We start from the raw sequence: 19,162 nt of genomic DNA on the forward strand, positions 1-19,162 counted from the left end.
GGAAATTCCTTCGCGGAGATTCAGTGAATCTGATGGAACGGACGGGCTTACGATCTGGGGCATCGCCATCTGCCTCAGAGGAAGAGTGGATGAACGGCCAGTTCAAGGCCAAGAACTGCGAGGAGAATAAGGAACCAGCGTCGAAAGGTTGCGGCGCTTATGCGCTCGCGGACTATTGTCCCGACCTGCATGCCCAGCAACGCGGGAATGACCGCGAGGGCGGACAAGGTAACATTTCCAAGATGAAAAGCTCCGCCACGAGCCAAGCCCGCTGCAAGTGCAATTGTTGACACTGTGAACGACAGCCCCAGGGCCTGGATAAGATCGTCTTTGGAAAGCCCGAGAGCCTGAAGATAAGGAACGGCGGGAAGCGTGAAAACCCCGGTTCCTCCATTGATCAACCCGGTTGTCAACCCAATGACAGGCGCCAATAGACCCTCGAAGCGCACAGGAACCGACAATGGCTTCGCAGACAAGCCGTGCACCGCATAGACAATAAGGGAGGCGCCCAATCCAACACTTGCGAATACCGTATTGGCGCTCGTCAGAAGCCATGAGCCGGCGAGTGTGCCAACCATGATGCCGAGCATCATCACCCAAAGTCTTTTCATCAGCGCCAGGAAATTCGGCCCCGTAAAGAGCTGCCAAAAATTAGTGACAAAGGATGGAATGACCAGCAGCGAAGCGGCGCTGACTGGCGACATGATCGCACTGAGGACGCCCATAGCCACGGTTGGCAGGCCCATGCCGGCCACCCCCTTGACGAACCCGGCGACGAAAAACGTGAGCGCGATAGCCAGAACATGCGACGAAAGATAATCACTCATTCTGAGCCACTCGGTCTGGGCCGTATTGCGGTTGAAGGCTTCGTGCGGGCCGATGGCATCCGCGCTAATATCGCCTGATGGGATGGTGATAAACCCCGTTCTCGCCGAGACGCCACTCTCCAATCGCTTGTGCTCTCGTCACAAATCGGCAAAAATGGCGTCGCATGGTGTAGAGTACGCGCACCGGCCGAACCTCACAATTGGCCATTTCCGATGGGTGGTTTCGGCAGGGACGAAGGAAAAGAATGCGCTTCGATTTGACGGACATGCGGTTGTTCCTGACCGTGGTGGAGCAAGGCAGCCTCACCAAGGGCTCAGAGACCATGAACTTGGCGCTCGCTTCCGTGAGCGAACGCATTTCCGGAATGGAATCTTCGCTTGGCGCGCAGCTCCTGGAACGAAATAGGCGGGGGGTCACCACGACTGCGGCCGGTAACGCCCTCGTTCGCCATGCCCGCTTGATCCTGGACCAGGTCGAGCAGATGCGTGGAGAACTGCGCACCTATGGCACTGGCCTGAAAGGGCGCATCAGGCTGTTGTCCAACACGGCTGGGTTGGCTGCTTTTCTACCGCATCAACTCGGCCAGTTCCTTGTGGCCTATGGAGATCTTTCTATCGACCTCCATGAACGGCCAAGCACTGAGATTGCACTGGCCATCGCGGAAGGTCGTGCTGATTTGGGAGTTGTGGCCGACATCGCAGATTTGACAGCATTGCAAACTCGCCTAATCGCTCAAGACCAACTCGTCGTTGTGACGAGTGAAACTCATCGCATCAGCGATCAACGATCGATAGCCTTTGCGGAAATCGTTGGTGAGCCGTTCGTCGGCTTGTCCGATGCGGCGCTGGAAGCTCATTTAGGAGAGCGCGCAGCCCGTCTAGGTCGTCAGATTTACTATCGCATTCAACTCAGGCGGATCGAGAACATCGCGATGATGGTTGAATCAGGTGTAGGGATCGCAATCTTATCGGAGGCGTCAGCAAAAGATTTGAGGCATCCTGGTTTGGCGATAGTACCGCTGCAAGAACCATGGGCGCTTAGGAAACTTTATCTTTGCGCGCGTGATTTCTCTGCGCTCACGCCGCACGCCGGCTTGCTCGCGCAAAAGCTTATGGAGCCGGAGCGATTATAAACTAACCAAACTTATGCGTGTTTATCAACAATCTAGAGGCGCTAGGCACTCTATGCCATGAAAAATGCCATGCTCCACGACTTTCCTGCTCGATTCTTCGCTTCGTCGGTCACGCAGCGCCTCGTGCGGCCAGCGCGAAAAGATACCATCACCGCTTATCGCACACGGCCTACGGACCCGTCGTGCTTGTTGCTTCTCGCCCTTAATTCAAGATCAGCCCTCTTGCGTTTGATAAGACGCTATCGAATGAGTGCGCTTCGCTGCGGCGGTGTGGAAGGCACACAGCCAGCAAAGATCCGAGATGGTGACGAGAAGACAACGGCGTCATGGCTCGATGCGCCAAGCCCATCCACCAGCTGGTATCGAGTCCGGCCCGTTCAGGTCCAGCGATTCGATCACAGCCAGGCGACTCGTCGAAAGCCTATGCGCGCCCGCTTTCGCGGGCGACATTGTTGCAGCTTTGACTCCGGCGGACGTCACGAGCGAACGCGGATGATCGTTTTCCCCGCGCGCCGCTCAGTCGAATTGAACGTGGCGACCGCGTCGTCCAGGGATGAGACCTTGCCGATATTTGTCTGCAGTCTTTCATCCCACACTCGCTGAACGATCTCGGTCAGTTGGGCACGATCAGCCTCGACGACGAAGTCGATTGCCAAGCCGTCGGCAGGTCGAATATCCGTCGGTCCGACGACTGTCACAAGCGGTGCCGCCTGCACGGATCAGCGCTGCCGATCGCTTCTGCATATCCCCGCCAATGACGTCAAACACGAGATCGACGCCGCCGACGTCCTCCAGGGTGTCATTCACAAGATCGACGAATTCATTTGCACCGAAGTGGAGAGCCTTCTGGCGGCGGCGGCGCGTCCCAGTGCCGATGACATAGGCACCGCCTCTCGGGCAAGCTGCGTCACCATCTGTTTCCTCAAGTTATATTGCAGGCGCGGAGGTCATCTTCGATCTCTCACTCAATTAGTCGCCAGCCCGATGCCTTCCGCGACGAGCTTGATGTCGAATTGCTGTGAGACCGCCGCTCGCGTTCCTAGGAGCCATCGCGCGGCGAACTAGCATTTTCGTGAACTTCACCCGCGCGACGGTGGCGGGCGCTTCATAGCCAAAAGCTCCGTCACATCATGCAGATCATTTTCCGACGAGATGGCAATCGTCAGCCATTTCCCGTCTATGTATGTTGTGGCTTCATCGTAGAGCTTGACCAATTGCGGTCGCCAGACATAACGCCGCTCCTCAAACTTCTCTCGTTCTGCTCCGCCCATGACCACCACGGCCGAAACCCGCTTGTATTCCGGCAGCAAGGTGCAGAACGCCTTGGTCTTCTTGTAGCGCAGGGACCAACCGCGGTTCTTGCCCCCGTAGAGCCAGTCCGGCGCGAAAACTCCAGGGTAGAATTCGTCGATCCAGTTCCGCAGCTCGGCCCAATGCTCGAACGCATCTGGACCGATCCATTCGCGGACGGTGCCGTCATCGGGTGGTGCTGATTTGTCGGTGATCCTGTCGCCGATTTGGGGAATTGTCTCGCCAGCGGCTGTTACTCTCGTACCTGTACGTAACATCATCAAAAGACCTCGTGTTGATAGTCCGGCGGAGGCCGGAGGATTATGATGCGGGCGTGCCATGAACTTGCGGCGCGCCATCAGAATGCTGCTAGCGCGACGCTCCCAAGAGCAGGGCGTCTTGCATCGCGATACGATCTACCGATGTCTGAGAGCACGGCAGGGCAACCATGGAGGGGTCGAAGTTCTCGTATGACCGTCAGATCGATCTCTGCCAGGGCCTTCTCTCTCGCGAATGTGGCCTGCTCCCGGTCAATGAACCCGGTGGCTTGTACCGAGAGAAATTGCAGGGCTTTTAGCCCGATGGAGCCAAATGCCAGAGACAGATATGGCGTGAGAAAATCGGGTTGGTTTGCTCGGTCCCCGGAAAAGACGCCACCGGAAGCGACGCCGATAAACACCGGACGGTCCCGGAGCATTCCGACCTTCCCGGCGGGCGTCGACATCATCGTGCGATCGACGCGCAAGATTTGATCGATCCACGCTTTGAGAACCGAGGGAATAGTGAAGTTGTGCATGGGCGTTCCGATGACAATCACATCGGCCGCTTCGACTTCCTGAATAAGCGCTTCGGAAACATCCAGAGCGCCCTTCGGTGGGGCCGCCAAGGTGGCCGGCGACGACAGTGCGACCGCGTAATCAGCCATGGCGTGAGGCAAGGGTTCAGTCCCTAAATCACGCCGAGTGATGCCCGCCCCGGGCGCAACCTCGAGAAGCCTTTCGACGATCGCCGCTGAAAGCTGGCGGCTATGCGATTCCAGGCGCGGACTGACATCAATATGGAGGATTTTCATGTGATTGTTCCAACAGCATCACGAGGGTGGGCCAGGACCGAGCTCAGATCGAGCCGGCCGGCGTAACGGCGGGAAAGTCCTTCTCGTGATCGAACACGTTGTTGAAGAAGTTCGTCAGCGAGTACATGGCCACAAGCGCGACGATCTCGATGATGTTCGCATCGGTGTAGCCAGCGTCGCGGACGGCTTTCAGATCAGTGTCGTGGACGTGGCCGCGGGTCTCAATGACTTTGCGTGCGAACTGGACGGCTGCGTCCCGCTTCCGATCCTTGGCGCGACCCCTTCGGGCCAGAATGATGTCATCGGCCTGCAGCTTGGCCATATGTTCGGCTGTAAAGCTGTGAACGGTCAGGCAGTAGTTGCAGCCGTTCACTTCGGAAACGGCGAGCCCGATGCTGTCTCGCGTCTTTACGTCGAGCGCTTTGCTCAGGGATCCGAGCAGGGTTGCCCAGGAGTTGAACGCGATCGGGCTCTGCGCGAAGGCTGCCATCATATTTGGGGTGAACCCGATGTTCTTAGTGAACGCATCGAGAGTCGGTTTCGATTCAGGCGGCACCTGTTCCGGCTTCAGAGCGGCAATTCTTGACATCATTGTCTCCATAATATCTCGAGTTGATTATTGATTATGCAAAGTCCAGGACATCAACCACGGGCAAGCGGGGCTTCTGCGGCCAGTTGCCGGCTCGCTCCGGCCCAACGGTCAACAGCATGACCGGCACTTCGTCTTCGGCCAGACCGAACTCGCGGTGCACCGCATCGGAGTCGAAACCGATCATCGGCGTTGAACCCAGGCCCAGCGAACGGGCCGCGTAGATGATCGCCGCGCTGCCAAAGGTCGCGGAGCGGACGGCTTCGTCGCGCTGGCGCTGCGGCTGATCGTCATACAGACCGCGAGCTGGGATTTCCCACTCCGGCACCAGGTGCGCCGGCATGATGCCGGCTTCCACCACGGGCGCCAGACGGTCGGGGACGGTGCTGGCATCGGCCAGCCTACCGATGATGATGAAGGTCACAGCCGCGTCGGTGATCGCGGGCTGATTCCAGGCGATCGGACGCAGCCGTGCCTTGGCTTCTGACGAGCGTACGGCGATGAAGCGCCAGTTCTGCAGGTGGAAGGAGGTTGGCGCGGACGTGCCGATACGCACCAGGTCGCGGATCTGGTCGTCGCTCAGCGTGGCGGTAGGTTCGTAGTACTTGGCGGCACTGCGGCTCAGGATCGTTTCGATGACGGCGTTCGTCACGAAAGCGTTTTCGTTCTTCCCGGTCTCCCCGATGGTTTCGGCGGCTACGCGGGTTGCGGGTCCGGTGGTGGTAAGGCTGACGCAGTTCATTGGATGGCTCCCTCATCAAGTGATCACGGAGCCTAATTTACGGGGACGAGTGATAATTTCGAGACTGGATTGGCGCAAAATGATGCGTGAAAGGATCAGACTGCGCTTTCTGGATCCTAGGGCGCCCGCCTTACTCGCCTTTGTGCGCCAGTCGCCGCCACTCCCCCGGCGTCATCCCCATCCTTTCGGCGAAGACATGCCGGAATGCCGAAACGGATTGATACCCAACGGTCTCGGCCACCGCCTCAGTGCTGATCCCTGGCTTCTTCAACTCGTTGGCGGCCAGACTCATGCGGAGATCGGTCAACAAATCGAGGGCGGAGCGACCCAGCTTGTCCTGGAACTGGCGCATGAACGTAGCGCGCGACATCCCGCACAAATCGGCCAGATCGGGCAGTTTCCAAGGCCGCGCTGGATCCGCAAACATCGCCGCAACGGCTGGAGCCAGTCGCGGATTGCCAGCCACGGCCAACAAGCCCTCGGCCGATTTTCCGGATTCGCTCGCGGCGCGCAGGACGAGAGTGAATAGGACCGAAGAGAGCGCGTTGAGAATGGCGCGCCCTCCCGCCCTGTTACCAGCGGACTCCATTCGCATCAGCCCGACAAGGCCGGCAAGTTGGTTGGATGCGGACCCGATGCCCTCTTCTCCATCGCTGTCCACAGCCCGTGTCACCACATTAGCGGGCAGGTAGTTGCGGATCAGTCGATCATGGGGTGGCGCGACGAAAAACCGTCCGCACAGCAGATCCAGTCGCTCACCCCGCCCATCGTTCTCGCTCAACATCCATCCGGCAGAGCCCCGGCTCTCGTGAGTACGGACCGGCGTTTGGCCGCTGCCGTCGTGCAGCACATGCGCAGCACCATGAGGGAGCAGCACGATATCCCCGTTCACTAGCTCCCACGCTGTTCTCGACTCAGGATCCTCGAGAATGGCCCGGCCTCCGACAATAACGTGATAGGGGATCTCATTCGGCGCTGCCCTGGCCCAGGTAACACGCCATGGCGCGCCGTACGCGCAACGGACTTCGAGCTGGCCGGTAACGGTCACGATTTGCAGGAGATGGCTAAGCCAGTCCACTTCAGACATTGGACCTCGAAAACTGGAGATGGTGAAACAGCTTATCGTAACTGTGCATTAGTTCCAGCTCTCCATGCCTTGGCGGTTGGCGCGATCGGCACAATGACGCTGGCCATCATGACCCCGCGCCTCGCTGGGGCACACGGGGCGACCGCTTATTGCCGAATTAGGGACGCAGGCAATCTACGCCTTTGTTACTCTCGCTGCTCTTCTGCGCGTCTTCTCACCACTCGCGGGCGCGCAGACGATGCGCATAATGTGGCTCGCCGGCGCTTCGTGGACGGCGCTATCTCGGGATCGAAGGATCGATGCGCCTCTCAATTCTCCCATTCAAAGCGCAACGGGCGAGCTCGTTTGAGGGACACCACCAAGGGCTCCAATCAACTCGCAATAGGAATTTTAACTTTTTCGTTGCGAACTTCTCAGGCGCATCGCAATAAAAATCGCCAGTCGAACCGTGCCCGAGCCACCTGACGTAACCGATTAAGATTCCAATGTTCTGCGCACAGTGTCGGACACGATCTTCCAAGAACGGCTTGGTGCGCTTCCAAAGACGCATGCACCTAGGCGCCTCAAACGGAACCTGTTGACGTGGCGAGGTGCGAAGGCGAGTTCGGCCTCCAGTCTTGCACTATGGCAAGTGGTGGCGGCCTGAGCAAGAGATGGGCCGATTTGCCGGGACTTCTGAGCAAATTTGGGGTAGAGGGACCCGAACGGGTTCCGATCGCCCTTAACCGTATAAGTGTGTCTACGCCGTCGCAGAGATGGATGACGAGCTCGTTCTGAAGGTTCTGCGGCCAATCCGGAAAGACACAACGGAGACAGCATCTCGGCTTCGCGGGCGAATCGAGCGCATCCTCGATTGGGCGCGAGGATGAAATATCGCGTCGGTGACAATCCAGCTCGTTGGCGCGGTCATCTTGCTGGCGTGATTAGGGGAGACATTTATGACGGATCAGCGTGGCGCTTACTCCATATGATGCGCAAATGAAATGGCCTGATTCAATCGACTTGAATGCGATCACGCCAGTCGCCTTCCGCAAACGGCTCAAGCGGCGGTTGACGAATCCAATCCCTCACAACGAGCTGATCGTCCTCTACAACCGCATCATGAAGCTTGCTCGGGATAAGCCTACCGCAGCCGGATTGTTCGCCGACGCGGCCGTTAGCATCTTCAAACACCGCCGCGAACCCGACCGGGAAGCGCTTTTCCTCGAACTCAGCGCACGGAGCTGGATGCAGGCCGGTGAGCTGAAACCCGCGCTTGAAGCTACAAAAGCTTTCGTCGCACTAGCCCGCACGGAGCGCCATTTCCGAGATCTGGTCGAACTGACTGACGATCTCTGCGACGCCGTTTTGAGCGATGACCGACCAGAAGAGCTGGCGCCCAAGGTGCTCGCTGTGGCGACTGCGGTGTACGCGAAGGCGAACCAACCGGAGAAGCAGGTCAACGCCTATCTTCGAGCGGCTGGTCTCTTTGCCAGCCACGGTGCTATCCAGGCCGCATACCGTGCCGCGAACGATGCCGAAGACATAGCTCGACGGGTAGGTTCCATCTCACTGCTTGCGCGCGTCCTGCAGCAGGCGGCGATTATCGCCTACGAAGAGAAGGACTTCGAGTGGTCCGCTAATACTGGCCGTCAGGCTCTCGACGCCTACGCGGCGCTAGACGAGCATCCTCCCGCCGCGCTTCGTACCAACACCGCTACAGCGATGATGAACACGGGAGAGCATAAAGAAGCTTTGGATAATCTCGAAGCTGTGCTGCCCACGCTGACGGCCGGCGATCGGCTGGTCCAGTTCCAAGTCTACGTCAACATGGCCGTGTGTCGACGCAATCTAAGCGACCTGCCCGGGGCGAAGGGCGCACTGATCCAGGCTCGCGCAAACGCCGCACCCGATGATCCACCCGAGGCCCGCTTAGAGCTCGAACTTGTTGAGGCTCGTGTTCTGGCGGAGGCAGCGGATCTGCCCGCAACATCGGCGGCTCTCGGCCGGGCGGTGACATGCGAGACTCTCGAGCTGCTCAATCTGGTACCCGACCCAGGTGCTCGTGCTACAGCGGTTCAGAGGATCGCGGCTGCACCGGCAGCTGGAATGTTTAGCGAGCCCTATCTCTACGCTGGCTTTGAGGTTTATGGCCTGGTCTAAGCTGTTCCTGACCAAGCCTTATCGAGGCTACTGCGATCGCCTCGGAGGGACTGCGTCGAGTACAGCCTCAGCAGCAGCAAGTCGCTCCGCAAGTTCGGTCACAAATGGCGAAGGTCCGAGGCGCTGGACGCCGTACCGACCCGGAACCCATCCCGAATAGAGCATGTGAACGGCGTCGCGCGCACGGGTTAGCCCAACGTAAAATAGACGCCTACTCTCCCGTAACTCAGCCTCGCCTTCATTTCGCCAAGGCACGGCGCCCAGATCCATACCGACCATAATTACCACATCGTATTCACAACCTTTGGCGGAGTGCAGGGTGAGGAGGTTGAGGTGCTTGGGCGAGCCGTCTCTCCCACCTAAACTTACGAGATCAAGCCCCTCCAACTTGCCACCTTCAGCAAGCGCTGCATCCATTCGGCCAACCTGCTCATACTGGTCGGCAAGGCTTGGCTCTACAACGGAAAGTTGATCAACCAGCTCGGCCCTTATCGCCGCGACGAAATCCGCCGCCTGCGCCTCTTCAGCTCGATGGGACATGAGAAAGCTGGTCAGCGCGACTGTTGCCGTGCGCGCTGCTTGCTCGCTAGCGCGCCCGGCTCGAAAGCCTAACCAACGACCGATCAACCCGCCGAGTTGCGGTTTGCCCACACGCCAGCCGCCGGCGCACCAAGCCGCGCAATCCTCGATCCAGCTCGTGAGGCCTACCTTCTTGTAAGGCGCGGCATTGTCGACGCGGATGAAATCGAAGCCCGCTGCTGTCGCGGCCTCTGCCATCACATCCCCTATCGGCGCGGCGCGATATAGAATCGCTATGTCGCCCAATCTTCGATCAGCTTCTGCCGCGAGCGCCTCAGGAATGATTGTCTCCATCACGTAGGCGGCTTGATCTTCCAGCCCGCCAGAGCGTTCCGTGAATTTGATCGTTGCTTGCCGTTCTGGGTCGCGTGGCTCATAGCCACGCGCTTCCTGCAGAACAAATTCCGATGCGCGGATAATGCGACCTGCCGAACGATAGTTGAGTTGCAGACGCACTTCCTCAACATCCGGTCTCGCTGCTAGTTCCAGGAGTAGGGCTCCGTCGGCACCTGTAAATCCGTAAACGGACTGGTCGGCATCGCCAACCGCGAAGAGGCGAACGCCTCCGTCGAATGCCAACCGCTTGACAATTTCATGCAACGGAAGCCCGAGATCCTGATATTCGTCAACCGCCAATACCGGAAATTGCGCGGCGATGACTGGGAGCACCCAGTCATGTTGCGCCACGAGTTGATAGCCGAAGATCACAAGATCGTCGAAATCGAGGAGGCCCTGCCTCCGAAGGTCCTTCTCATAGGCTTCTACGATCCTTGAGATTGTCATGAGCAAACGGCTCGACGATCATCCACGCCCCGTCCTTGCCTAGTGTTTCCTTGACATGTTTGCCTGCCCCGACGGGATCGCCCATGTCATGCAGGCAATCGAAGAACGCCACCAGATCATAGTCTTTAGCCGGAAAATCCTTGGCGCTGGCCTGCGCGAACGTGATGCGATCTCCAACTCCCGCTTCTTGCGCCAGGACCTTCGCCCGTTCGACCGAAGGCTTGTGGTAATCGAACCCGAAGAACTCTGAATTGGGGTAGGCCTGCGCCATCACAATCGTAGAGGCGCCGTGGCCGCATCCGACATCGGCCACCTTGGCGCCGGCTTTCAGTTTCGCTTCGACGCCTTCGAGCGTCGGAATCCAGTTCGAAACTAGATTGGCGTTATAGCCCGGCCTGAAGAAGCGTTCGGTGCCAGAGAACAGACATTTCGAATGCTCGTGCCAACCAACGCCTTTCCCGGTTCGAAACGCTTCGGCGACTTTGGGTTCGTCGAGGTACGTGGACTGCACGACATCGAATGCGCCCGCAAAGAAGGCTGGCGACCCCTCTTCGGCGAAAGCCATGGCCTGCTCCGCCGAAAGTGAGAATGCATTTTTTTCCGGATGGTAGTCGATGTATCCTGAGGCGGCCTGCCCGGACAGCCATTCGCGCAAGTAACGCTCATGCAGTCCGGTCCTCTTCGCAAGCTCGGACGGAGTGATCACGGCACCATCCGCCATCGCCTTGTAGAGCCCGAGGCGATCGCCGAGCAGTATGCTTGCACCGCCAAGCGAGATGCCAAGGTCGCCGACCAGCTTTCCTACCAGCGCGTTCAATTTTTCGACGTTTGGTTCACGCATTTCAGCTTCCTCCTCTTGAGAACAACCCAGCCTTTCAAACTAGCGTGGGAGGACCGGCAGATTGCGAGTGAAGGAGTTCACGTTTCCACGAGTGGCCTGCGTCGCTCGATATCAGCTTTGGGTCATCGCGTCTGTCGTTCGGCAGTCGAGCGGCTTCCGCTCGGCTCCCGCGCGGCCAAGCAGCGGCGGCACCTGCCAGGGGCAGCCAAAACTCGTGGTACTATCAGAATTGCCTCAGCCGCGGATCATCGCGTATTATCCGGGCATCGGTTTCGAACGTATGTAGCTGCCCAAGCTTGGTTGGCTCAGTTCGTCTTAGCGAATTTGTACGTCCCCTTCTTGTGGCCAATGACCTGACTGACGCCTTCGAAGTTGCTCTTAAGCGGGTCTATGGTGACGACGAGCGCAGCCTGGAGACCTTCAAATTTCCCCGTTCCACCAGTGATGTTGCAATTGTTGGGGGATCCAGGCATCCAGTCGCACTGCTCGAACAACTGATCGCCGTCCTTGTCGACGTAAGTACAGTATCCGTGAATCTCCGCCGTCTTTGCCGACGAATCCGTAAGGCGGCTCAGCTGGCAGCGTCCACCCATGTTGTTGAGTACAGGGTTTCCCGCCTCGTTCGAGGCTGCCATGGCTTGGTTGATAAAAACAAACTCTTTGCCGCCGCCGATGGACATTGGCTTGGGCGCTGGAATCGGCGTAGCGGTGAATATGACTGAGACCGAACCTTCCGGCGGCACGCTCTGAGCAACGACGCTCGAGCTGGTCAGAATGGCAACCAGCAAAAACGATGCGATGAGTACACGATTAATAGCCATCGTTCCCTCCCTTTATGATGGCGCAGAGAACTTATGCGAGCGAGCAGGCTATGCCCTGAGGAACGCTCCAGCAAGAGTTACAGACCAAACAAAGAGTAGCACGGTGTCGCAGGCGGAGCTCAGCAAGCAAAGGTGCGTCAGTAGAGCTGATCCACTCAAAATGGGCACATCCGCTGGCAATGAATATTTTCGCGTCGGGTCCATTCGCGTCGGTGTTGGTTGAAGTGCGCTAAATACTTGTGATCGCCAAGGATTAATCATGCGAATTGACAACCCGCACTTACCCCAATTTCCGAAGTGCGTGAAGTTGACAACTCCCGCACTACGAAGATGCCAAAGACGATGAAAGATCTGAAGAGTAGGCTTCTTAGTTTACAACCAAGTGCTTACCCCATTCTAGAACGGGTAAGTCCTCGCGGTAGACCGACACAAAGAGACCGCCGGTTTAACGCTTGCTTACGTAAGGTGTGCTGGTTGATTGACCTGGTGAAACCTGCAACGGTCATTTATTCAACCCCTCGTTGATCGGAGACGAGCATATGGGCCAGACATTGGAGTTCTTCTGTTTCATCGCACTGCTAGGGCTCGCGTCTGGTGGTCCTGCATTAGCAGCAGATCCGCCGAAGGAAGGCAGCTACGATTACACAGCCTGCTGGTCCGGCGCGAACAACGTGATTACATTCTCAAAAACCCACACTGCATCTAGTTTTGAAATGACCGGCACTACCCGCAGCAATCCTCCCGACGGCATGTTTGACAAGAACACCTTCCGATGCGTTGGCATGAACGCCTCGCTTGACGGAAAATTCACAGGGTCCACCGTGTGCGAGACGGTAGATGTCGACGGAGACAAACGCCTGGCATACTTTTCGCTCGCAAGTGACGGAAGTCTCACCCGAGAAAACGTTTCAGGTACCGGAAAATACGAAGACATGAAGGCAAGCGGCACAGTCCACCCCCTAGGGCCTTTCCCGATCGTGAAAGCGGGAACGTTTCAGGACTGCAATCATCAGACCGGCACCTACAAGCTGAAGTAAGCCAGAGGCAATATCCGCTTTTGGTCGAGCATGTCGAGTGGATGCATCCACCGGCCTTCCCACATGCCCCAAAAGGGATGGCCTGCCGAAGTTGCGATCAGCTCGCTTTCGCTCAAAAAATGATGATGCGGGCATCTCGGACCTTTCATCGGTCAAGAAATGTCATCAGCCGCGCCGCACTCCCCCAGTTGCCCGGAGTAAAGCCGCAGCATGGCTTACCTTTAGTTGTGTTGTCCAGTTGTTGAACCTTTGCCCGAATTGGGGGACCCACTTCTGTACGCATCGGGGACGAAGGTCTCCCATGACGAAGCATCAAACGATTGTGGCTGTCGCGCTCATCGCCGGGTCGCAGCTGTAAGCGCTGTCTTGTTTTCCGGACGGCGTCAATCGCGGAGCAAAGAGATGTTTTCAGCAAAAGCTGGGGCACTGTTGCTTGGTTTAGCGATGCTAGTGACGCGAGCGCTCGCGGGCGATGATGGCCGATACGACAACTCTCCGCTGAAGCCATGGTTTGAAAGCTTGCAGAGCCAGTTCGGAAAGTGCTGCACCGATTTTGACGGGTACATAGTTTCCGACGTGGATTGGGAGTCCGATCGTGGGCGTTACCGCGTCCGCATCGACAACGAATGGGTTGACGTGCCTGACGGCGCCGTTGTCACACAACCAAACCGTTTCGGCCGTACAATGGTTTGGAGACATTACATTGACGGCCACCCACGCGTCCGATGCTTCATGCCTGGCACCATGACTTGATGCGTTTAGAAGGTAGTCCGCTTCGGGCGAAAATGTGAACAACACAATGTGAGCAACACTGGTCCGCCAAACCTCACCGACCGGACCTAACCGAGGCATGCCGCGACTTCGCTGATGGGCCAGCTACGGACCTAGACCATGAGAAGCTGGCGCCGGCCCCCCAAACTGGCTCCCGTGCATCAGGCCAGCTCATCGAGGAGTGCTCTGCCCTCGATGAGATCGCGCGTGTCGAAACCTTCGGTGAAGCTGCCGAGCACCGGCGCCAGTAGGGCACGCGCCTCGTCGATCTTGCCAGCTTCGCGCCACAGCCGGGCAAGTCCCTTCGCCGCGCGTAGCTCCCACATCCGCGCCGACTGCGCCGTCGCAAGCGTGAGCGCTCGCCGGAATTTTACCTCGGCATTCACCTTGTCCCCTTCTGCAAGCGCAAGTTCGGCGGCAAGCCGGTGTAACTCCGCCTCATACCAGCGTTCGTCCGTGGCCCGCACTAGGCGTAGTCCCTCGCCGAGCTGTTCCTCCGCTTCCGACCACCGACCGGCTTGCAGACAAATCTCGGCCAGGATTGATCTCTTATAGGGATGCTCGACCTTCTGCTCCGTCGCGACGAGCTTAGCCAGCGCGTCACGCATCAGCTCTATCCCACCTTCGGGTGCGCCGCGACAAGCCCGTGTCCAGCCTTCGAAAAGGCGCATCTGCGCGCGGAACACGACCCCTTTCTTCGCCGCAAGATCGAGCAGCCTAGCAACGTTCGCCTCCACGGCCGCACAATCTCCGCACATATGATGCAGATAGCAACCGTTGCTAAGTGCCATTGCATAGTAGAACTCTGAGCCCTTCCTTGAAGCCGCAATGGCTTCTGCGGCTAAAGCGTGCCCCTGGTTCGGAAATCCAAGCACGAACATGGTCCATGCCAAGTATGTCAGTGGCCAAGTGGGATACTGGCCGTGCGAGTAACGATTGACGCGCCCATGGTCTACGTTATCGACGCGCAGCGACTCTTCCAAATGTTGGCGACCGCGCACAAGGTCACCCAGCAAAAATGCTGTGCTGCCAATCAAATACTCTGCCACCTTCAGCGCTGAAGCATTCTGGTCAATCTGCGCAACCTCCATGAACTCGCTCGCATAGAGCTCGGCATCATGAAGCTTCGGCCGATTGAAAGCACCGACAAACTGACCATACATGACTTCCAACAGCCGATCGGCGTCGCCAATCTCCTCACATAGTGCGCGGGCACGCCTATAGCTGATCTCAGTCTGCAGTGAGCCCGAGCCACGGAGGGCACGATACACCGCGCCCAGCGACATCTGCAGGTCAAGCTCAGTACGCTTCCGCGCCTGGTCGGGCAGTTGCGGCACAAGTGCGACCGCCGCGGTAAAGGCGTGCTCAGCCTCGACGTAATTGGAACGTTCGCGCGCACGCGTGCCGGACCGCTGCCAATAGGCGATCGCGCGATCGTATATGCCGGCGGCCGCGTAGTGGTGTGCCAGCAGTTGGGGCTCCGCTTCTGCAATCTCCGGGAATTGCTGCTCAAGTACGTCGGCGGTTCGCGCATGCAGTTGCTGTCTGGAGGTGAAGAGCAGGGTTCCATAGGCGGCGTCCTGCACCAGCGCGTGCTTGAAGACGTAGTTGTTTTGAGGGGGCAAGCCGCGGCGGAACAGTAGTCCCGCGTGAACCAGCGCATCCAAGGCCGCGGTCAGTGCGTCTCGCTTCGGTGGCAAGACAGCTGTCAGGAGGGCCTCGCTGAATTCGCGGCCCAGCACCGCCGCCACTTGCGCGACTTCCTTCGTCCCGGCTGTCCGGTCCAGCCGCGCAACGAGGGCGTCCTGCAGCGTCACCGGAACCGAGAGCTGCAGTCGCCCGGCACGCCCGCTAGTAGTTTCGCCGTCGGCCAAGCCGGCCTCGAGTACCGCTTTGGTCAGCTCCTCGATGAAAAGCGGCACGCCGTCCGCTTTTGCGACGATCTGTTGAATTATTTCCGCCGGCAGCGCTTCGGTAGCAGCAAACGCACCAACCATGTCAGCTGCCTGCGCTGGGCTTAGCCGATTGAGCGTAAGCATGGTTAGATGGGGGCGGCCGCTCCATGGCGGTACGTAGTCGGGTCGGTAGGTAATCAGGATCAGGACCCGAGAATCCTGCACACGATCCATCGCGGCCACTATTAAGTCTGCGCTCGAAGCGTCGATCCAATGCGCGTCTTCCACCACGATCAGCACCGGCTTCCGGGTCGCCAACCCAAGCATTCGATCGACCAATGCTGTCGCCGTTCTCTGCTTAAGGGTCTCTGCCGTCAGCTCCAGCCTCGGATAGTGCGAAGCAACAGGGATCGACAGCAAACCTGCAAACAGCGATGCTTTCTCGGGCACTGCCTGTCCAGATTCGGTCAACATCTGCTCGAGCTTGTTCAATTTAATCGCGGGTGGATCAGTTGGCAGGAACCCGGCCGCCTGTATCAACTGGCGCGCGAAGGGATATAGCGCGCTGGTCGCGAAATATGCCGAGCATTGGCACCGCAACCGTGCATGCGGCAGATCCGCTATTCGCTCGATGAGCGCCTCGGCAATCCGCGACTTGCCGATGCCAGGCTCCCCACAGAGCAATACGACCTGGCCCTCGCCTTGCTTCACCTGCTCCCAGCGGAGCAGCAATAAATTGACCTCTTCCTCGCGACCGATCAGCGGGAATGGCCCGCCAGGATGCAGCGCCTCAAAACGACTCTCGGTCAGACGCTCGCCGGTCACGCGCCACGCCTGCACAGGACGGGCGACGCCTTTCAGCTGGTGGACACCAATGTCTTCGTAGGTGAAAAAGCCAGCGACCAGCCGCTGTGTGCTGGAGCTGATCACTAAGGCATTGGGGGCGGCCAGCGACTGTAGCCGCGCAGCAACATTCGGTGTTTCACCGACAATCGCCATTTCCTCGCGTGCGCCACCCGCACCCATCTCGCCTGCCACCACAAGCCCGGTGTGCACGGCAAGGCGGACACTGAGCTCGATACCGAATTTCTTGGACAAGTCTCGATTCAGCAGGACGACCGCCTCGACAATATCCAGCCCAGCACTCACCGCACGTTGGGCGTCATCCTCATGCGCACGCGGAAGACCGAAATAGACCAGCAGACCGTCTCCAAGGTATTTCGCGAGATGGCCGTCATAGCGGTCAATGACGGCGACGCAAGCTGCTTGATAGGCGAGCAGTAATTCTCTCAGCTGTTCGGGATCGACAGTGCTGGAGAGAGCGGTAGAATCGACGAGATCGCAGAACATCACCGTCAGCTGACGACGTTCCGCCTCGGATGTGCTCGGAGGAATTGCCGCTAAGGGCTTGGTCCGCATGAGCGCGGCGATTGCCCTGAGCAGACGCTTGCGGTCACCTAGCCTTGCAATCCCGAGATCTTTCAGATCGCTGTTACTGAGATCCGGCAGCAGATCAAAATCGACGCCGCTCTGTGCGAACGTTTCGGCATATCGCCCGAGTCCGAGATGCTCAAGCCAAGCTCTTACGTCATGGCTCATTGTCATGTCCTCAGCGCACCCAGGGCGTCTTAGAGTTTGCCAACTAGCTACTGAAGCGGACGAACCTGGCTCCGTGGATGAGCAATCCTATCTCATTCGACGTCATCTGTGGGAACAGTTTTCGGCCATAATTCTGCTCATTGGCGAGATCGGAGTACGTCCCGACGCACGATAGGCCGACGCGGCTGGCCTCTTTCGTGTCCTCGCAATTGAGCAGTCGCACGCCACGGAGACGTTCTAAAATCCTCATCTGCTACGGCTCAAAAGCGACGGTCGACGCGAGTGCAACTCGGCGCCCATTCTACCAGCGAAAGCGGACATCACGTTAACTGAGGCGCTCTTCGGCTTCGGGCCATACCGCAAGTTCTAGATTGTCTCGCGAACACTCGCCTCGATGCCGGCGGAGCCGCGAGCGGGCGCCTCGTCTTGGCCTTGGTCAACGTAGCTCGGGTAAAAGACTTCTGCTATTGTGGTGAAGTCTTTAGATTTGCAACGGGGGCGGTGAGACGGCAAGTGAGCCCGCTCGATCCATAGGACACAGTAACCGTCCCTCGGAAATCGTCTTCCAGTGTTCTCGAGATGAGGCGTGAGCCAAAGCCTTTAACGGCTGCGACACCAGCCGCTCGCGCACCCGATGCAGCGCCTGCAGATCCAGTTGCTCCGCAGTCTTGGTCCCCACGAACTTCATCGTCGGGCGCTGCACGGCTTCGGCAATCGCTTCGGCATCATTGAAGTCGTTCTTCTGTCCCTTGCTATAGGGGCGGACATATTTGGCCGGCATCAACCTGGCATCGTGACCAAGCGATACGAGTTTGCGGCTCAGTTGATGTGCGCCGACGCAGGCTTCCATGACGATCAGGCAAGGCGGCATATTGGCGAGCCGCGCTTCCAATTGGCCACGCGACCACTTTTGCCGCAGCACGATGGCGCCCGCGCGCATCGTGGCCCACGACGTGGAACGAGTTCTTGCCGATATCGATGCCGATCACGGCGATCGCGGTATTGGGTGTCTGAGACATGGCGTGCTCCTCGTCGTTGGCGCCCCTTGCCAGCTTCGCTTGCTGGCGGGGCAGGAGCACGGCCGGACCAGCCCATTCCCGGACTCCAGGGCATCGCGCTGCCCCTGAGGGAGTGGACGCTTTTAATCTGGTTAAATGCGGGAACCGGCGAGATCGCATCCGAATGCCCTATGGACGATCTGGACATCATCAGGGCGCGCGCCACCCGCGACGACAGTCGTAAATTGCGCGAGCGCGCCCGCGAGCTGTGCCGCCTTCTTGAGTTGCGGCGCGACCAGCTTCTCCTTGCTCGCGCCGAATTGGCCTCCACCAAAATGGAGAAGATAGTCCGCAACCGACAGGTCAAAGGACAGCCCTGAGGGTGGAACTATTGCTCCAGATCAAAGGCCGCCTGCCGCGAGCCGCAGGTATGACTGCCATGAGTGATATGCCGCCGGACAAGCCAGACGTGAAGCCCCGCGAGAGCGACGAGGTCAGGCGGCGCATCATCGAAGAGTATGCCGCGAACCTCCGCGAATTGATCGGGAAGCTTCGCCAGAAGCTGAAGTCCTGAAGGTCGGGGGGCCGCCCGATGGCGTCATAAAGACGCAACGGGCGAACTTTGCCAGCGAGCCCGCATTGTCAGAAAGGCCCCCCAAATTTCTTCCTAAGTTGTGCTTCGGCCAAGTTTTTGAGATCGGCTTTTCTCGTATTCTATTGAAGGGTCATCATGCGTGTCCCGCCCATCCAAAGTTCGTATATTGCTGCATTGTCGAAACTGCACGAGCAGCAATTGGAACGGCTGCGCATCAATCCAGAGATCGAAAAGCAATATGACGAAATCCGTCTGCTGAGGGAGAGACTAAGATTAGCCCTCAACCGGAAGAAGCTCCGCCCGCCGCTCTGAGCACACAAGCCGTCTCGCGATCTGTCACTGGCAAAGGCGCCTGATGCAT

Annotated in this window: 18 protein-coding genes and 4 pseudogenes; 9 read left to right on the forward strand and 13 right to left on the reverse strand. The window is 58.5% G+C overall.

Annotation, left to right across the window (positions count from 1 at the left end; translation table 11 throughout):
* Positions 1 to 74: 74 nt before the first annotated feature.
* Positions 75 to 827 (reverse strand): sulfite exporter TauE/SafE family protein, encoded by a 753-nt coding sequence (locus AC0L30_RS31650; protein ID WP_473406039.1) that lies wholly within the window; start codon positions 825 to 827, stop codon positions 75 to 77.
* 245 nt (positions 828 to 1,072) lie between these two features.
* Between AC0L30_RS31650 and AC0L30_RS31655 the strand changes: the two genes are divergently transcribed.
* Positions 1,073 to 1,960, forward strand: a complete 888-nt coding sequence (locus tag AC0L30_RS31655) for a LysR substrate-binding domain-containing protein (protein ID WP_009859184.1) — start codon at positions 1,073 to 1,075, stop codon at positions 1,958 to 1,960.
* Positions 1,961 to 2,436: 476 nt separating this feature from the next.
* On the opposite strand, the pseudogene AC0L30_RS31660 reads toward AC0L30_RS31655, so the two are convergent.
* The 6 genes and pseudogenes from AC0L30_RS31660 to AC0L30_RS31685 all read right to left on the reverse strand — a co-directional run.
* Positions 2,437 to 2,874, reverse strand: a pseudogene (locus tag AC0L30_RS31660) (zinc-binding dehydrogenase); the annotation flags it as partial.
* A 165-nt stretch (positions 2,875 to 3,039) separates the two neighbouring features.
* Positions 3,040 to 3,531: a DUF3788 domain-containing protein gene (locus tag AC0L30_RS31665; protein ID WP_009859183.1), complete on the reverse strand. Its 492-nt coding sequence runs from the start codon at positions 3,529 to 3,531 to the stop codon at positions 3,040 to 3,042.
* A 77-nt stretch (positions 3,532 to 3,608) separates the two neighbouring features.
* A complete protein-coding gene (locus AC0L30_RS31670; RefSeq protein ID WP_009859182.1) occupies positions 3,609 to 4,322 on the reverse strand; it encodes an FMN-dependent NADH-azoreductase in 714 nt (237 codons plus the stop codon).
* Between the two features lie 43 nt (positions 4,323 to 4,365).
* Positions 4,366 to 4,911 (reverse strand): carboxymuconolactone decarboxylase family protein, encoded by a 546-nt coding sequence (locus tag AC0L30_RS31675; protein WP_009859181.1) that lies wholly within the window; start codon positions 4,909 to 4,911, stop codon positions 4,366 to 4,368.
* Between the two features lie 34 nt (positions 4,912 to 4,945).
* On the reverse strand, positions 4,946 to 5,653 hold the full coding sequence (locus AC0L30_RS31680) for a nitroreductase family protein (protein WP_009859180.1): 708 nt from the start codon (positions 5,651 to 5,653) through the stop codon (positions 4,946 to 4,948).
* A gap of 130 nt (positions 5,654 to 5,783) precedes the next feature.
* Positions 5,784 to 6,740, reverse strand: coding sequence for an AraC family transcriptional regulator (locus tag AC0L30_RS31685; protein WP_473406025.1), 957 nt, complete (start codon positions 6,738 to 6,740; stop codon positions 5,784 to 5,786).
* 124 nt (positions 6,741 to 6,864) lie between these two features.
* On the opposite strand from AC0L30_RS31685, the gene AC0L30_RS31690 reads away from it, so the two are divergent.
* The 3 genes from AC0L30_RS31690 (at position 6,865) to AC0L30_RS31700 (ending at position 8,882) form a co-directional block, all read left to right on the forward strand.
* Positions 6,865 to 7,089, forward strand: a complete 225-nt coding sequence (locus AC0L30_RS31690) for an NnrS family protein (RefSeq protein WP_157158515.1) — start codon at positions 6,865 to 6,867, stop codon at positions 7,087 to 7,089.
* A gap of 406 nt (positions 7,090 to 7,495) precedes the next feature.
* Positions 7,496 to 7,609: a phage integrase central domain-containing protein gene (locus AC0L30_RS31695; RefSeq protein WP_371261289.1), complete on the forward strand. Its 114-nt coding sequence runs from the start codon at positions 7,496 to 7,498 to the stop codon at positions 7,607 to 7,609.
* A gap of 109 nt (positions 7,610 to 7,718) precedes the next feature.
* Positions 7,719 to 8,882: a hypothetical protein gene (locus AC0L30_RS31700; RefSeq protein WP_473406026.1), complete on the forward strand. Its 1,164-nt coding sequence runs from the start codon at positions 7,719 to 7,721 to the stop codon at positions 8,880 to 8,882.
* Positions 8,883 to 8,909: 27 nt separating this feature from the next.
* On the opposite strand, the gene AC0L30_RS31705 is transcribed toward AC0L30_RS31700, so the two are convergent.
* The 4 genes and pseudogenes from AC0L30_RS31705 to AC0L30_RS31720 all read right to left on the reverse strand — a co-directional run bounded on the left by AC0L30_RS31705 (position 8,910) and on the right by AC0L30_RS31720 (position 11,906).
* Positions 8,910 to 9,755, reverse strand: coding sequence for a 3'-5' exonuclease (locus AC0L30_RS31705; RefSeq protein WP_473406040.1), 846 nt, complete (start codon positions 9,753 to 9,755; stop codon positions 8,910 to 8,912).
* Between the two features lie 231 nt (positions 9,756 to 9,986).
* Positions 9,987 to 10,178 (reverse strand): annotated as a pseudogene (locus AC0L30_RS31710) (UvrD-helicase domain-containing protein); the annotation flags it as partial.
* A pseudogene (locus tag AC0L30_RS31715) lies at positions 10,175 to 11,085 on the reverse strand (class I SAM-dependent methyltransferase); the annotation flags it as partial. The pseudogenes AC0L30_RS31715 and AC0L30_RS31710, both read right to left, overlap by 4 nt.
* Before the next feature lie 305 nt (positions 11,086 to 11,390).
* Complete coding sequence (locus tag AC0L30_RS31720; RefSeq protein ID WP_009859176.1) at positions 11,391 to 11,906, reverse strand: hypothetical protein; 516 nt, start codon at positions 11,904 to 11,906, stop codon at positions 11,391 to 11,393.
* A 539-nt stretch (positions 11,907 to 12,445) separates the two neighbouring features.
* Here AC0L30_RS31720 and AC0L30_RS31725 point away from each other — a divergent pair.
* Together AC0L30_RS31725 and AC0L30_RS31730 are read left to right on the forward strand one after the other, a co-directional pair.
* Positions 12,446 to 12,943 carry a hypothetical protein gene (locus AC0L30_RS31725; protein ID WP_473368139.1) on the forward strand — a complete coding sequence of 166 codons (498 nt, stop codon included), beginning with the start codon at positions 12,446 to 12,448 and terminating at the stop codon, positions 12,941 to 12,943.
* A gap of 402 nt (positions 12,944 to 13,345) precedes the next feature.
* Positions 13,346 to 13,696, forward strand: a complete 351-nt coding sequence (locus AC0L30_RS31730) for a hypothetical protein (RefSeq protein WP_473368138.1) — start codon at positions 13,346 to 13,348, stop codon at positions 13,694 to 13,696.
* Positions 13,697 to 13,875: 179 nt separating this feature from the next.
* Here the strand turns inward: AC0L30_RS31730 and AC0L30_RS31735 are convergent, their stop codons facing one another.
* Both AC0L30_RS31735 and AC0L30_RS31740 read right to left on the reverse strand, forming a co-directional pair.
* Complete coding sequence (locus AC0L30_RS31735) at positions 13,876 to 17,208, reverse strand: AAA family ATPase (RefSeq protein WP_473406027.1); 3,333 nt, start codon at positions 17,206 to 17,208, stop codon at positions 13,876 to 13,878.
* Positions 17,209 to 17,815: 607 nt separating this feature from the next.
* Positions 17,816 to 18,227, reverse strand: a pseudogene (locus tag AC0L30_RS31740) (IS110 family transposase); the annotation flags it as partial.
* Between the two features lie 170 nt (positions 18,228 to 18,397).
* Between AC0L30_RS31740 and AC0L30_RS31745 the strand changes: the two are divergent.
* From AC0L30_RS31745 to AC0L30_RS31755, 3 genes are all read left to right on the forward strand, one after another.
* Positions 18,398 to 18,586, forward strand: coding sequence for a hypothetical protein (locus AC0L30_RS31745; protein WP_473406028.1), 189 nt, complete (start codon positions 18,398 to 18,400; stop codon positions 18,584 to 18,586).
* A 59-nt stretch (positions 18,587 to 18,645) separates the two neighbouring features.
* Complete coding sequence (locus AC0L30_RS31750; RefSeq protein WP_473406029.1) at positions 18,646 to 18,780, forward strand: hypothetical protein; 135 nt, start codon at positions 18,646 to 18,648, stop codon at positions 18,778 to 18,780.
* Positions 18,781 to 18,936: 156 nt separating this feature from the next.
* Complete coding sequence (locus AC0L30_RS31755; protein WP_009859170.1) at positions 18,937 to 19,113, forward strand: hypothetical protein; 177 nt, start codon at positions 18,937 to 18,939, stop codon at positions 19,111 to 19,113.
* Positions 19,114 to 19,162 lie beyond the last annotated feature (49 nt).

The organism is Bradyrhizobium sp. MI1.11, from assembly GCF_055811255.1.